Genomic DNA, 13565 nt, shown 5'->3' with positions numbered 1-13565 from the left:
CAGAGCGAGAGGTTTGGGGGCGACAGACAGCAGGATCAGATGACGCGTTTTGCGCCCAGGTAGCGCGGACGGTAATAGTCGCTGTTCATGTCCGAGATGGTCACCTCACCCTTCCCGGAGGAGGCATGGATCATCTTGCCGTCACCCAGGTAGATCCCGACGTGGGACGGGTATTCGGCGTAGGTCTGGAAGAAAACCAGGTCCCCCTTGCGCAGGTCGCCCGGAGCGACATCGCTGCCTACGTTGATCTGCTCCCGGGCCGTGCGCGGCAGATCGATCCGGTTGGCGTGGAATACCTGCTGCACAAAGCTGGAGCAGTCGATGCCATCCGCCCCCTCACCGCCAAACCGATAGGGGGTGCCGATGTACTGTGCCGCCGTTTCCTCGACCTGCTTTACCTCGTCTGACGCGATACGGCTCATGGGTGATGGAGTCACTGGCACCGGTTCGCCCTCCGCCTCTGCCGTCTCAAGGGCGGCGGTGCCGCGATACGCAGTGGGGAGGCCGAGCCCGAAGTCGCGCCCGCCGGGTGCCGGTTGAGGCTGGAAAGAAGAGGCGTTGGCTCCGGATTCTGAAACGGACAGGGCCAGCGTGCTTTGCATCATCTGGATACGCAGTATCTCGGCCGCGACCTTGGGAGAAACCGCCTCCCTGCCCGGCGCGGCGCCGAGGGCCTGCAGCAGGGAATCGAAACCTGAAGGGGCGTCCGCGACCTTCTTTTCCGGGTACGTGTCGCGCAGCGACGCTGCGGTGGTTGTTGCCTGCAATGGATTTATGGTCATTTTCTTTCTCGGTCCGGGACCTTCTCCCCGGTACATCGGGGCGCCACAGGTGCATTTTTGACGCGAGTCAACGCTCCGTCACCCGTCGGTTACCCGGGACATGCACCCGCGGAGCCAGTCCCCATCGGGCGTGGCAGCGCCGGCTTCAGCTGCTTCGTCAAAGGAAGTGGAACGACTGTGGTGTGACTTGCAATTTAACAGCCAAGATAAAATGGGGAAGATGCCGAAGGTGAGTATATGCTGATGCTTGGCTGATGACGGGAGGCGCAGGCTCAGTCGCCGAAGGCTTCGCTGTCGTAGATCTCCGCCGATTCCCGCGAAGTCTTCACTACCGTGCCGCGGTAGAGGATGTATTGCCTTTGACAAGCGCAGGAATATGACAACCTTACGCTCCAATGGGCCTGGACGTACCCGGGATACTCGTTACGCAGGCCGCACTCGCAGGTAAACCCGTTCTCGTCGTGCTCTATATTCGCCATGAAGTCCCCCTGCCCCGCCACAACAATATAATGAAGATGTCAGCACAACATCAAGTCCGCAGTTTTTTCTTCGTCATATCAACCATTTTATCACGAACAACATGCCGTCGCCCCCATTAAAAGGGTACCGGTTTTTTCTGTATACGATTCTATGCAGCTTCACATGAAAGTCAACTTGCCGCATGGGGCAAAAGGCAAAACTCCCTGCTCCCCCTGCGGGCCGGCAAGCCAGTCTCCGGCCGGCAGTCGGGACGGTGCCGGACGGCAATTGCCAGTTGCTTTATTGCCTGGAAATAGTGTAATATATTCAACGCCATAGACATAGCGCCCGGCACAACCGGAGCGCGAGCTCATACAGATCGATACACGATAATACTAAACCACCCGCGAGGGTGGGGCGGAAAGCCCATTGGGTCTCACGAAGACAGCCGGGTTGCCGAAATATCATATTAGGCAATCCGGTTTTTTTTGTTCGGTAACCGACTAGCGGATACTGGAGGTCACATGCTGGCACTCGATAGCACCATCGGCTGTATCGAAGTATCCGAATCAGATGTCGTCGACATCTATCGCTCCGCCCCCATCACCCGGAGCTCCGACAAGCGCGCCGAAACCACCGAAGCCTATATCTGCGCGATCAAAAAGAAAACGCTGGTGAAGGTGTACTTCGCGCTGGTGGTAAACGACCACAAGATCTACGTCTACTCCACTCCCGGCAAGGGGAAGAGCGAGGCGGAATATCCCAAGGATGTCGAGAAAGCCATCAGCTACGCCAAGGCCATGGGGTTCGCCCCGGAGCGGGTCGACCTAAGCTACAGCCCTGCGATGCGCGAGGTCGTGGTGCGTAACACCAAGGTGCTACGCCTGGCCGGGACCAAGGGAAGCGGCGGCCTCAAGCACGGCCTGGCCGGCGCGCCCGTCCTTCCCATGCTCCGCCACAACGAAATCGACATTCCTGAACCGCCTGCCGATATACCAATTTCCGCCCCGACACCCGCTGCCGCTCCTATCGCCGCTCCTATCGCCGCTACGGTCGGTACGCCTGCTGCTGAAGGCTCCCGTGTCGCTGAACTGGAAAACGCCCTGACCCAGTTCCAACACGAACTGCGCACCCTGGTGACCGAACGCGACGACCTGAGCAAAAAATTGCAGCAGCTCTCGGCACAGCACCACGATGCGGTAACCCAACTTGCGGCCGCGCGAAAGAGCGGCGAGGAACTGGCCGGTGCAAGAGACGCGCTGCTTTCCCGGCAACGGCAGGTCGACGAGGACGTAGCGGGAAAAGAGACCGAGATCTCGCAGCTGAAGAAGCAGGCCGCCGAGCTCCGCCTGGAATCCAAAGCCCTCTCCGACAAATATGCCGAGATGTCGCGCGAGCACGACGCGATGGTGGAAAACCTCGCTCAGGCCCGGCAGGATCTCGCCGCGTTGTGCGCCGAACGTGACGCGGCATTGGCGGGTGCGGGGGCGGCAACGCAGCAGCACCAGGAGACGGCCGCGCAGCTGGAAGAGACCCGCCACGAACTGGAAAGGACGGTCGTGGAAACCGCCCAGGCCCGGCTGCGGATCGAGACCCTGGAAGCAACAGTCAGGAAACAGGAGCAGGAGCTGACTACCCTGCGGCTGGACCTTACAGGCGTGACATCGGAAAGGGATGAGGCGCGGCAGGGCCTCGCGGCTCAAGACGGAACGAAGGAGAGTGCCGAGGCCGAAGTGGTTCTGCTGCGCAAGGAGCTGGAGCAGGTCCGCGCCGAAAGGGATGCCAAATCTGACCAGGGTGAGGTGGCGCACCTGCGGCAAGAGCTGGTGCGGCTGGAGGCCGAACGTGATGCCGCCCTGCGGCGGATTGCAGCGCGGGAAGACCGTGAGGCGGGACAGGTCGAGAAGCCGGGGCACGAACCGGAACTGGAGCGCCCCCAACAGGGAATGCCGGAACCGGCGGAGGATGCCGCACCAGCTACTGCTGCGGATCACGGAAATGAGCCGAGCCCGATCCTGCCAGGCCTCCAGGATGCAGCCTCGGAGCCGTTTCCGGCCTTCACGGAAAGCACCCTCCCCCCGTTCGCCGAGTTGGAGACGCCGCCTGACATGGGCCCCTGGGATACCGCCACAGGCGCTTTGGAGGTTGCCGCACCGGCCGAAACGGGAGCGGGCTTTTCTTTCGGAGGAGTGGAAAACTCCTTCGTGCCGTTGGGGGATCTGCATGATGCCGGCTTCTTTTCCGCAGCCGATGACGACGAACCGGTCCGTTTCCTGCTGGAAACCGGGCTGGACGCCATCGACTGCCCGGCCGCGGAAGACGTCCTCGAACTGCACCAGTCGATCAACAACGCCTACCTCTCGCCGGAAGGAACCGGCGGGCAGGAAAGCTGCCAGGGGTACATCTGCTGCGTCCTGAAAGAGAAGAAAAAACAGGTTTTCGCCGCCATCTACGGCACCAAGAGCCATCGGACCCGGGTCTATCTCCCGGAGAGCCAACCTAAGGATGATGAGTCCTACGCAAGGACGGTGCGTAGCGCGATTAACTTTGCCGAAGAGGTGGGGTTGATGATGGAGCGGGTCCCGCTTGAGACCACCGGACAGAAACGGCAGGAAAGCCTCAAGCGGTGCCCGGCATTGAGGGTGGCCGAAGCCAAATGACGCAGCATCAAGCCTGCTGCTTTCTCTTGAAAAGGAAGTCGCTCCACCTCTCCCCTGCCCTGGTGAGAGGCTGTTGGGACTTCCGTATCGGGTCACGCCCGATGTGCACCCACCCGGATGACCGCTGAAAGGCCACGATCTTGTTCTCCCGGATCAGGTAATCAAGCATATAAGAAGGGACCTTCTTCTCGTCCCCGTTGTGAAAAATCACCGTGATGCCCATTCTGTTCTCCGTTGCGATGCCCTTCACGTGCCTACCAGTATAGTCGAATTCGACACCCACCTCCCTTTTTCATAAACCATGCCAGCCCAGTAAGCATTCTATCCCACGCCCCACTCCGATTCAAGCTGTTATTCCGGGGCGGACCGCGACACCGTCCCCATTCTCCCCTCTCCTGCCGGGTATCAACAGAGCCCGAAGCGTCCCTTAAAAATCGTCATCGCCTCTTGATATTTCATGAACAACTGCTAAGTTTCTACATTGTGTTTGAAAACTCTAATAATATCCAGGAGGTGTTCACATGATTGTGACGGACTACGACAGCTCATAAATCCCGCCGGCGCCGATTCCCCCGTAACGCACATCTGCTGTGGCTTTCTTTCCAGGCCCGGAAGCAGCCTTCCTGCGATACCAGAGACAAGGAGGATTTATGCAAGACAAGCTTTTGAAAAGGTTTTCCGCTTTCTTGATTGCATCGACCGCGGCCACCGCTCTGTTGCTGGGCGGCTGCGAAGGGGACCGGGGGCCCAGGGGGGCTCAGGGACCTGCCGGAACCGGTGTCTTCACCAACCTGAGTTCCTCGACTGCCGACCAGCAGGCGAACATCACCTTCGATCAGCAAAACAGCACCGTCAACAGCGTCACCATCCAGAGCCCGCCGGTAGTGACCTTCACCTTGAAGACCGCCAGCGGCCAGCCGGTGGAAGGGATCGGCAGAAGGAACGCGTCGGGGCAGCTCACCAACCTCGCCTTTACCATCGCAAAGCTGATCCCGGCCAGCAACGGAACCCCGTCGCACTGGGTCAGCTACATCGTGACCACCGCCCCCACCGACGGTTCGGCACCCACCGCCACCAGGCCGACCAGGGACCGGGAGGGGACGCTGGTGTACCTGGGCAACGGTCAGTACCGCTACACCTTCGCGCGCGACATCAAGCTGATCCAGAGTCAGGTCGACGCCATGACCTTCAGCGGCAACAACCGCAGAAACGATCTGGGCGACCTCACCTACGAGCCGAGCCTCACCCACCGCCTGGTGATCGAGTACGGCGGTAACATCGCCAACACCTCGCCGCAGCTGATCTACAAGAACGCCATCAACATCGTCTACGATTTCATCCCCGCCACCGGCGCCAGGGTGACCTCGTCGACCACGGGTGCTGCCGAGCGCAACATCGTGCTCACCAAGTACTGCAACGAGTGCCACGGCAACCCGGGTGACCCCAACGATCTCAACCAGCAGGGGTGGGGCCTGGGCATCACCACCCCGCACGCCGGCCGGGTCGATACCCGCTACTGCGTAGTCTGCCATACCAGCCAGCGCGCCTACGGCCGGGCCATCTCCAACCCGACCAACGGCGCCTTCACCGGTACCACCTACGTGACCGCCGACGCCGGCGTCACGGACCCGACTACCGGCGAGGCACAGGTCCTGGGCGAGTTCGTCACCCTGATCCACAAGCTGCACATGGGTGAAAACCTGACCCAGACCGGCTACAACTACGCCGGCATCAACTTCAACGAGATCGCCTACCCGGAAAGCGCCGCCCTCTGCCGCAAGTGCCACCGCGGTGAGACCGCGCAGCAGCTGGCGGTCACCCCGCAGGGTGACAACTGGCGCACCATGCCCAGCCGCAAGGCGTGCGGCAGCTGCCACGACAACATCCACTTCGCCACCGGCACCAACACCACCGGCGCGGCCCATCCGGTCTACACCAACGATGCGAGCTGCAACGCGTGCCACACGCCGACGGCGATCACGGAGTCGCATGCCCAGGAACTGGTAACCCCGCTCAACCCGGCGGCTGCCGCCGGCCTTACCAACTTCACGTACGAGCTCGCCAGCGCCTCCGTGGACGGAAGCAACAACCTCACCGTCAGGTTCCGCATCCTGAACCAGGACACCAACACACCGATCACGTTGGCGACCCCGGCGGCGGGGCTCACCACCGCGCTTCCCGGCTTCAGCGGCAGCCCAAGCTTCCTGCTGGCGTACGCCATGCCGCAGCTCGAGACCGGCGCCGCCGTCCCGGCCGACTACAACAATCTCGGCAAGATCGCAGCGCAGCCTGACCTCGTGTCGATCTCCACGCTGCTTAACACCAACAACGCGGCGACCGGCAATATTACCGGTCCTGACGGCAGCGGCTACTATACCGCCACCATCAACTCCGCGTTCGCCTTCCCGGCGGGGGCAAAGATGCGCGCGGTCGGGATGCAAAGCTACTTCACACAGTTGAACATCGGCGGCGTCAACGTGGGGCGCCATACCAAGGCGGTGATCATCCCGGTCACAGGCGACGCCGTGCGCCGCACTGTGGTCGATCCGGACAAGTGCCGGAACTGCCACGAGTTCTTCGAAGCCCACGGCGGTCAGCGCGTCTACCAGACGCAGCTCTGCGTGACATGCCACAACCCGAACCTGACCACCTCGGGCCGTACCATCAGCGACGCCAAGCTCGCCGGCTTTGCCTTCACGCCGATCCAGCTGGGCATCCTGACCACCTGGGACCCGGCCTTCAACAAGGCGACTCCGGGATACGCGCTCACCTTCCCCGAGTTCTCCAACAACTTCAAGGACCTGATCCACGGCATCCACGCCGGCGCGACCCGCACCAACCCGATCCGCGACGTCCGGAACGGCCCGGGCACCGGCATCACCCTGATCGAGGGCTCCGAAATCACCTTCCCGAACATGCTGGGTAACTGCGACGCCTGCCACGTCACCCAGCAGAGCTACACCCCGGACGTGATCGAGGCGCTGCGTCCGCGAGTACTGCCGTCGACCCAGGTGACCAGGAGCGCCGCGTCGGTAGCCACCCCGACCACCGCCACCCTGACGGCTGCGCGTGCCTCGGTACCCAACCCCGAGGACCTGGTAGTGGCTCCGGTGACGGCTGCCTGCGTGGCCTGCCACGACACCCCGCTGGCCAAGGCGCACATGCAGGCCAACGGGGCACAGCTGGGTGCGGCGCTGGCGGGACCGTCCTTCACCGACATGGGTGTCGCACGCTCGACCCTGCCGTCGGGCACCGAACAGTGCACCCTGTGCCACGGCCAAGGCAGGATCGCCGACGTGATCCCGATGCACGGGCAGAACCGCCCGGTGCTGGTGCCGACCAGCCTCACCACGGGGAGCTCCGCCGCCCGGATGGTGAAGCTGCTGCTGAACTGGTGATGTTCCACTTCCGACCCGCCGGGGGCGTTCGCGCCCCCGGTTTCATTTGCAACTGCATTTCCCCACGGTAACCAGATCGAACCAAGAAAGGAGGAAATGTCTTGAAAATCAAAGAGAGAAAAACGACACCGGCGCCCCCAGGCGCACGCAAGGCGGTGGCGAGCATCCTCTTGGGCTGCTCGCTGGTCATCCTGGGGCACCAAAGTGCCGACGCCACCGCCATAAACGGAAGTTCGGAGACCATCCTGCGCATGAGGGAAGGGGTCTTCGACGATCACCTGTTCCCGCTCTACGAATACCTGAACCTCGCCGCCAGCGACAGCGCCGGTCCCGGGACGATCTCCCTGGAAATCGGCGGCTGGGGGCGCGTCGACCTGGGCGACCGCAGCTTCGAGCATCGCACCGAGGGGGACGTCCAGTACGGCTTCCTGAGCTATCGCGCCAACCGCGGCAACTTCACCGCCAACGCGGGGCGGCAGTGGGTGGTCGAGGGGGTGGCGACCGAGCGCATCGACGGGCTCTACCTGAGGACCGACCTGCTCGGGGGATTCACCGCGGCGGCATACGTCGGCAACCCGGCGGTGATCCAGACCGACTTCAACGGCGGCGACCTCATCTACGGCGGGCGGCTGGCCCATACCATGCCGAAGTACTACTCGCTGGGGATAAGCGCCCTGAGAACCGAGACGAGCGGCGAAGGTATCCGCGAGGAGGAGGGGGTGGACCTGTGGCTGCACCCGGTGGCCATGCTCGACGTCACCGGTCGCTCCACCTACAACTCGCTCACCAGGGGGTGGATGGAGCATGCCTACACGGCCAGCTTCACCCCGACCGACGCGCTGCACGTCTCCGCATCGCTGCAAAACGTCCACTACGAGGACTACTTCTACCAGGTCACCACCAACACGCTGAGCCTCACCAACGGCTTCATCGCCCCCGGTGAGGAGATGTGGAACGTGGGCGGCAGCGTCGGCTTCAACGCCACCAAAAACATCGGCCTCTCCGCCGAGTACAACCACTACGAGTACGACCTGGCCGGAGGGGCAGACTACTACGGGGTCACCGGCAACTTCGGCACGACCACCGGGTTTGCGGCCGGGGCATCGTTCCACCGCATGGACGGGTCCAACGACCGACTGCGCTACAACCAGTACCGCGCCTGGGCCACGCAGAAGTTCGGTCCCGCCGACCTCACCCTCGACTTCTTCGACGTCGATTTCGACGGCAGCATCAGCGGGCGTGAGAACACCTTTTCCCTGGCGGCCGCCGCCGGGTATGATTTCAGCCGAAACCTCAGGGTCGCAGCCGACGTCGACTACATCCGCAGCGCCGACTTCGACAACGAGCTGCGCGGCCTGATCAGGCTCAGCTATGCCTTCGGCGTTGGAAAGGAGGGGAAACAGTGAAAAAGACAGCTTATGTAATGGTAATGGGAATCATGCTCTCCTTCCTTTACGCCTGCGCCAACACCAACAGCATCGCCCGCGTCCATCCGGAAGAGGTGAAGGGGCTCCCCAGGTGCGCCGAATGCCACAACGACCAGTGGACCGCGCTCAGCCACCAGACCCAGGACTTCTACCTCAAGCACAAGATCTACGCGGCCCAGCAGCGCGACGCGTGCAACACCTGTCACAAGGAATCCTTCTGTGTCCGGTGCCACGCGCACAAGGAAGAGATCAAGCCCAGCGACAAGTACAAGGACCGGCCCGAACTGTCGCTGCCTCACCGGGGCGACTACCTCAGCCGTCACAGGGTTGAGGGGAGGATCAACCCCGCTTCCTGCCTGAAATGCCACGGGCGGCAAAACAATGAGAGGTGCAAAACATGTCACAAGTAACCAGACCAACTCAAGCTCTTGCCATGCTTTGGTGCCTTTTGGTCCTGTCGCTTGTCGGCTGCGGGGATAACAACAACCACGCCACCTTCGATCCCGACAAGGGTGCCCACCCCGGTGACTGGCTCCCGGCCCGGCATGCGGTAGCGGCCATCGGGCACCTCGAGGACTGCGCGCCGTGCCACGGCACCGATTTCAGCGGCGGCATCTCCAAGGTCGCCTGCACCCAATGCCACCTGGGCAACCAGGTCGACGTACACCCGGTGGAATGGGACGGGCGCGACTATGCGCTGCACGGCCAGTGGATCAGGCAGCGGGTGGCCGCGACCGGGATCAATCCCGGCCTCCTCACCACCGGAGCCCTGGCGACCACCTTCCCGGACCAGGCCCGGGCGGCTACCCAAAGCTGCGCCACGGCCCTGTGCCACGGCGCCGATTACCGCGGCGTGCGCAATTCGGGGCCGTCGTGCTTCGACGACCAGCCAGGCGTCGTCGATTCGAGCTGCCACGCCGGCAACGCCTTCTCCGTTCACCCCCTGAACTGGTTCCCGGCGCGCTTCACGGTGCAGGCGGGGATCGCTATGCCGACCATCCTCCCGGCCCACGGCCCCTACGTCCAGACCTACGGCGCGGCCGAGTGCATCATCCCGGTCTGCCACGGCAACGGGTCCCCCCCGACCATCAGCGTCGGCGTCGGGAGCACCAGGATCACCGGCACCACTCCGACGACACCGAACCCGCAGAACTTCGGCTACCAGGGCTTCGTCGGCTTCACCACCGGGCGCACCCAGGTCACGGTCACCAACACCGGACGCCTCTGCGCGGCCTGCCACATCTAGCCGTCCCGGAGCCGGAAACGAGAAAGGGGGCCCTGTCCACAGACAGGAGCCCCCTTTTTTCTTAAGGGGACTGGCTCCGCCAGGTGCCAGTCCCCTTGTTTTTTGCCGCCAAGTGCCAGCCCACTTACTGCTTCACCTTAGCGCTTGTCGAAGCGGGTTAAGCAGAAAGGAGCGTTCCGCTAGAGGGACAGGCACCTGACGGAGCCGGTCCCTTCCCGGGTCACGCCTCGCGCAGGGCGTCGGCGACCTCCTCGAGCTCGCGCTTTTGCCGCTCGGTGTTCCAGCCGAGCTCCGCCGCCATCAACGCGACCACCTCCGGGGCCGCCGCACGGGCGCCCCTTCTGTCCAGAAGGGCCAACGGGACGCGCCGCTCCAGGAAGTCGAGCGCCCGCAGCGCCATCTCGTGGTGCGCGGCGTAGAGCACCTCGCCCTTCAGGTAGGGGTGTCCCTGGAGCAACCTTCCTCCGAAGGCCCCCTGGCAGTACAGGGCCACGTCCAGGGACCGGTCGCCGTAGGAATGGTACAGGTGCTGGGTAACGTCGGGAGGGAAGCCGTGTTTGCGCTCCAGTTCCTGCAGCAGTGCTTCCCCGAAGTGCTCCCCGCCGGCCAGCATGATGCGGTCGGTGTGGCAGGGGTGCTGCGGGGTCAGCCCCGCCTTGTTCACCGCGAAGTTCACCGCGTCCAGCGCCATCTTCCGATAGGAGGTCCATTTGCCGCCGACGATGGTGATGAGCCCGGTCGGGGAGCAACTGACCACATGGTCGCGGGCGAGTTCGGCGGTGTCGGCGGTGAAGGGGTCATGCACCAGAGGTCTCAGCCCCGCCCAGGATGCGGTGATGTCTCCGGGCTTGGCGCCCAGTTTGAAGTAGCGCCGCAGGTGGCGCAGCAGGTAGTCGACGTCCTTTTCCCGCGCCATCGGCACCTCACCCGCCTCCGCCGGCTCCTCGGTGGTCCCCACCAGGCAATTCCCCTCCCAGGGAAGGACGAACAGCACCCGGCCGTCGTCGGTCTTGGGGATCATGACGCCGGCCCCGACGGGGGCGAAGCGCCCGGGGAGGATGATGTGGATGCCGCGGCTCACCCTGAGCAGGGAGGCGGCGGTAGGGTCGTCCAGGCGGCGCACGATGTCGGCGGAGGAACCGCAGGCGTTGACCACGCAGCGGGCGCGGATCTGCCAGGAGGCCCCCACCAGCGGATCCCGCACCACGGCGCCGGCCACCCGTCCCTTCTCCCGCATGAGCGCCACGACTTCCACGTAGTTGGCGATAACCGCCCCTTCCCCGGTGGCGGTCTGGGCCAGGGCGACGTTCATGCGCACATCGTTGAACTGGCCGTCGTAATACTGCACCCCTCCCTTCAGCCCCTCACCCCTGATCATGGGGAAGCGGCGCAGCATCTCGCCGCGACCGACGAAGCGGCTGTGGCCAAGCCCCGCCTCGCCTGCCAGAAGGTCGTAGAGCTTGAGCCCGGCCCAGACGTAGGGGACCTGGAGCAGGCCGTAGAGAGGGGTGACCAGGGTGAGCCGGTGGGAAAGGTGCGGTGCGATCTTCAAGAGGATGTTGCGCTCGTGCAGACCGTCGCGGACCAGGTTGAACTGCACCCGGTCCCGGTGCAGCACCGCCGACTCGAGGTAGCGCACGCCGCCGTGGAGCAGCTTGGTGCTCTTGCTGCTGGTGCCGCAGCCGAAGTCGCCCCGCTCCACCAGCGCCACCGACAGCCCGCGGCTGGCCGCGTCGACCGCGATGCCGCATCCCGTCGCGCCACCGCCGATCACCAGCATGTCGAAGGTGCGTCCGCTTTTCAGTATGTCCAGATTCGCGTTCCGGTCCGTCACTACCGCCTCCAAAACCTTAAATCTTTAACGCAAAGGCGCAAAGCCGCAAAGGCGCAAGGTATATCTCTAGTTCTCGGCGTTTGCCGGGGAGGTGTCACCGTTTGAGTTTGGTGTTCCCCTGTCTAAAGTTCTTTGCGTCTCTGCGCCTTGGCGTCTTTGCGTTGAGGCCTTTGCCTCTAGCGCCATTGCTGCTGTGCCTTTCTTACTTAGCCCAACCAAGGGAGAGTTGCACGCATTTTTTCCAGCCGCGGCACATTTCTTCGCGGCGCTCGGGCGGAAGGGCCGGCTCGAAACGCTTGTCCAGCGCCCACTGCCGCCCGATACGCCCGGTATCCAGCACCCCCGCGCCGATTCCCGCCAGGAAGGCGGCGCCAAGCGAGGTGCTCTCGGTACAGCGGGGCCTCAATACCGGAGTCCCCAAAAGGTCGGCCTGGATCTCCAGCAGGAGATCGTTGCGCGTCGCACCGCCGTCCACCCTCAGCTCGCTCAGGGGGATGCCGCTGGCCGCTTCCATGGCACGTATGGCATCCACGGTCTGGAATGCGATGGCCTCCAGGGCGGCGCGCGCCAGATGCGCCCTGCCGCTGCCGCGGGTAAGACCGGCGATCACTCCCCTGGCATAGGGGTCCCAGTAGGGGGTGCCCAGCCCCGAGAGGGCCGGCACGAAATAGACGCCGCCGGTGTCGGCCACGCTTCGGGCCAGCGCCTCGACCTCCGCCGGGCCTTTTATCATCCCCAGCCCCTCCTCGAGCCACTGCACCGCGGCGCCGGCGATGAAGATTGAGCCCTCCAGGGCGTACTGCACCGGCTCTCCCGGGAGCTGCCAGGCGATGGTGGCGAGAACCCCTTCCCCGCTGGCCGGCCGGGCACCGCAATTCATCACCACGAAGGCTCCGGTGCCGAAGGTCGCCTTGGCCATCCCCGGCGCGAAGCATCCCTGCCCGAACAGAGCCGCCTGCTGGTCCCCCGCCACGCCGGTGATGGGGATCTCCGCCCCCACGACCTCGGCGCTGGTGCTGCCGAAGCGGGCGGCACTCCCCAGCACCTCGGGGAGCATGGCGCGCGGGACCCTGAACAGCCGCAACAGTTCCTCGTCCCACTCCAGGGTGTGGATGTTGAAGAGCATGGTGCGGCTCGCGTTGGAGAGGTCGGTCACATGGCTTTTGCCGCCGGTCAGCCGGAAGATGAGCCAGGAATCGACGGTGCCGAAGCAGACCTCCCCCCGCTCGCAGCGCGCCCGGAGTCCCGGCACGGTGTCCAGAAGCCAGGCGAGCTTGCTGGCCGAGAAATAGGGATCAAGCAGCAGCCCGGTCCGCTGCCGCACCATCGGCTCCGCCCCCTCCCGCCTCAAGGCCTCCGTGAACTCCGCCGTGCGCCGGTCCTGCCAGACGATGGCGCGCTGCAGCGGTCTGCCGGTGGCGCGCTCCCAGATCACCGTGGTCTCGCGCTGGTTGGTGATGCCGATGCCGGCCACCTCCCCCTTGCCCGCCACGGACAGCACCCGGCGCACGCAGTCGAGCTGGCCGAGCCAGATCTCCTCCGGGTCGTGTTCCACCCACCCCGGGTTCGGGTAGTGCTGGGTGAGCGGCTGCGCATAGGTGGCGAGAGTCGCGCCGTCGTTGCCGTAGAGGGTGGCCCTGCTGCTGGTTGTGCCCTGGTCGATGGATAGGAGCCGGCTCACGAGTCCTCCTGTAAAGGGTTAAAGGGGACAGGCACCTGGCGGAGCCAGTCCCCTGTTGGTCAATGGGGTGCGTGACCT

The 13565-nt window shown here is 64.1% G+C and carries 10 protein-coding genes and 1 riboswitch; of the genes, 5 read left to right on the top strand and 5 right to left on the bottom strand.

All coding sequences use genetic code 11. From position 1 onward, the window contains the following. Positions 1–35: 35 nt before the first annotated feature. Both KP004_RS03575 and KP004_RS03570 read right to left on the bottom strand, forming a co-directional pair. The gene (locus tag KP004_RS03575; RefSeq protein ID WP_216801015.1) at positions 36–782 is read right to left on the bottom strand and encodes a C40 family peptidase; all 747 of its coding nucleotides are present in this window, start codon (positions 780–782) and stop codon (positions 36–38) included. Between the two features lie 272 nt (positions 783–1054). After that, complete coding sequence (locus KP004_RS03570) at positions 1055–1261, bottom strand: hypothetical protein (RefSeq protein WP_216801014.1); 207 nt, start codon at positions 1259–1261, stop codon at positions 1055–1057. A gap of 364 nt (positions 1262–1625) precedes the next feature. Next, positions 1626–1702, top strand: a riboswitch (cyclic di-GMP riboswitch). A 63-nt stretch (positions 1703–1765) separates the two neighbouring features. Here KP004_RS03570 and KP004_RS03565 point away from each other — a divergent pair. Further along, complete coding sequence (locus tag KP004_RS03565; RefSeq protein ID WP_216801013.1) at positions 1766–3901, top strand: coiled-coil domain-containing protein; 2136 nt, start codon at positions 1766–1768, stop codon at positions 3899–3901. 7 nt (positions 3902–3908) lie between these two features. Here the strand turns inward: KP004_RS03565 and KP004_RS03560 are convergent, their stop codons facing one another. Further along, positions 3909–4124 carry a GSU3473 family protein gene (locus KP004_RS03560; RefSeq protein ID WP_216801012.1) on the bottom strand — a complete coding sequence of 72 codons (216 nt, stop codon included), beginning with the start codon at positions 4122–4124 and terminating at the stop codon, positions 3909–3911. A gap of 427 nt (positions 4125–4551) precedes the next feature. Here KP004_RS03560 and KP004_RS03555 point away from each other — a divergent pair, with 427 nt between their 5' ends. The 4 genes from KP004_RS03555 to KP004_RS03540 all read left to right on the top strand — a co-directional run bounded on the left by KP004_RS03555 (position 4552) and on the right by KP004_RS03540 (position 9972). Then, positions 4552–7299 (top strand): OmcA/MtrC family decaheme c-type cytochrome, encoded by a 2748-nt coding sequence (locus KP004_RS03555; protein WP_216801011.1) that lies wholly within the window; start codon positions 4552–4554, stop codon positions 7297–7299. Between the two features lie 101 nt (positions 7300–7400). Next, a complete protein-coding gene (locus KP004_RS03550; RefSeq protein ID WP_216801010.1) occupies positions 7401–8705 on the top strand; it encodes a porin family protein in 1305 nt (434 codons plus the stop codon). Then, a complete protein-coding gene (locus tag KP004_RS03545; RefSeq protein WP_216801009.1) occupies positions 8702–9136 on the top strand; it encodes a cytochrome C in 435 nt (144 codons plus the stop codon). Before KP004_RS03550 ends, KP004_RS03545 begins: the two co-directional genes overlap by 4 nt. Further along, on the top strand, positions 9124–9972 hold the full coding sequence (locus tag KP004_RS03540; RefSeq protein ID WP_216801008.1) for a cytochrome C: 849 nt from the start codon (positions 9124–9126) through the stop codon (positions 9970–9972). The genes KP004_RS03545 and KP004_RS03540 overlap by 13 nt, the downstream gene beginning before the upstream one ends. A gap of 220 nt (positions 9973–10192) precedes the next feature. On the opposite strand, the gene KP004_RS03535 is transcribed toward KP004_RS03540, so the two are convergent. Together KP004_RS03535 and glpK are read right to left on the bottom strand one after the other, a co-directional pair. Beyond that, positions 10193–11806: a glycerol-3-phosphate dehydrogenase/oxidase gene (locus KP004_RS03535; protein ID WP_216801007.1), complete on the bottom strand. Its 1614-nt coding sequence runs from the start codon at positions 11804–11806 to the stop codon at positions 10193–10195. A 202-nt stretch (positions 11807–12008) separates the two neighbouring features. Further along, positions 12009–13487 (bottom strand): glycerol kinase GlpK, encoded by a 1479-nt coding sequence (glpK, locus tag KP004_RS03530; RefSeq protein ID WP_216801006.1) that lies wholly within the window; start codon positions 13485–13487, stop codon positions 12009–12011. Positions 13488–13565: the final 78 nt, after the last annotated feature.

Source organism: Geomonas oryzisoli (assembly GCF_018986915.1).
Lineage (GTDB): Bacteria > Desulfobacterota > Desulfuromonadia > Geobacterales > Geobacteraceae > Geomonas > Geomonas oryzisoli.
The sequence above is the reverse complement of the archived record's forward strand: the minus strand, read 5'-3'. Positions and strand labels throughout refer to the sequence as shown.

Bases quoted from the DNA above. Each gene is read 5' to 3' on its own strand.
- KP004_RS03555 (WP_216801011.1), top strand. From the start codon at position 4,552: ATGCAAGACAAGCTTTTGAAAAGGTTTTCCGCTTTCTTGATTGCATCG.
- KP004_RS03565 (WP_216801013.1), top strand. From the start codon at position 1,766: ATGCTGGCACTCGATAGCACCATCGGCTGTATCGAAGTATCCGAATCA.
- KP004_RS03560 (WP_216801012.1), bottom strand. From the start codon at position 4,124: ATGGGCATCACGGTGATTTTTCACAACGGGGACGAGAAGAAGGTCCCT.
- KP004_RS03540 (WP_216801008.1), top strand. From the start codon at position 9,124: ATGTCACAAGTAACCAGACCAACTCAAGCTCTTGCCATGCTTTGGTGC.
- KP004_RS03570 (WP_216801014.1), bottom strand. From the start codon at position 1,261: ATGGCGAATATAGAGCACGACGAGAACGGGTTTACCTGCGAGTGCGGC.
- KP004_RS03575 (WP_216801015.1), bottom strand. From the start codon at position 782: ATGACCATAAATCCATTGCAGGCAACAACCACCGCAGCGTCGCTGCGC.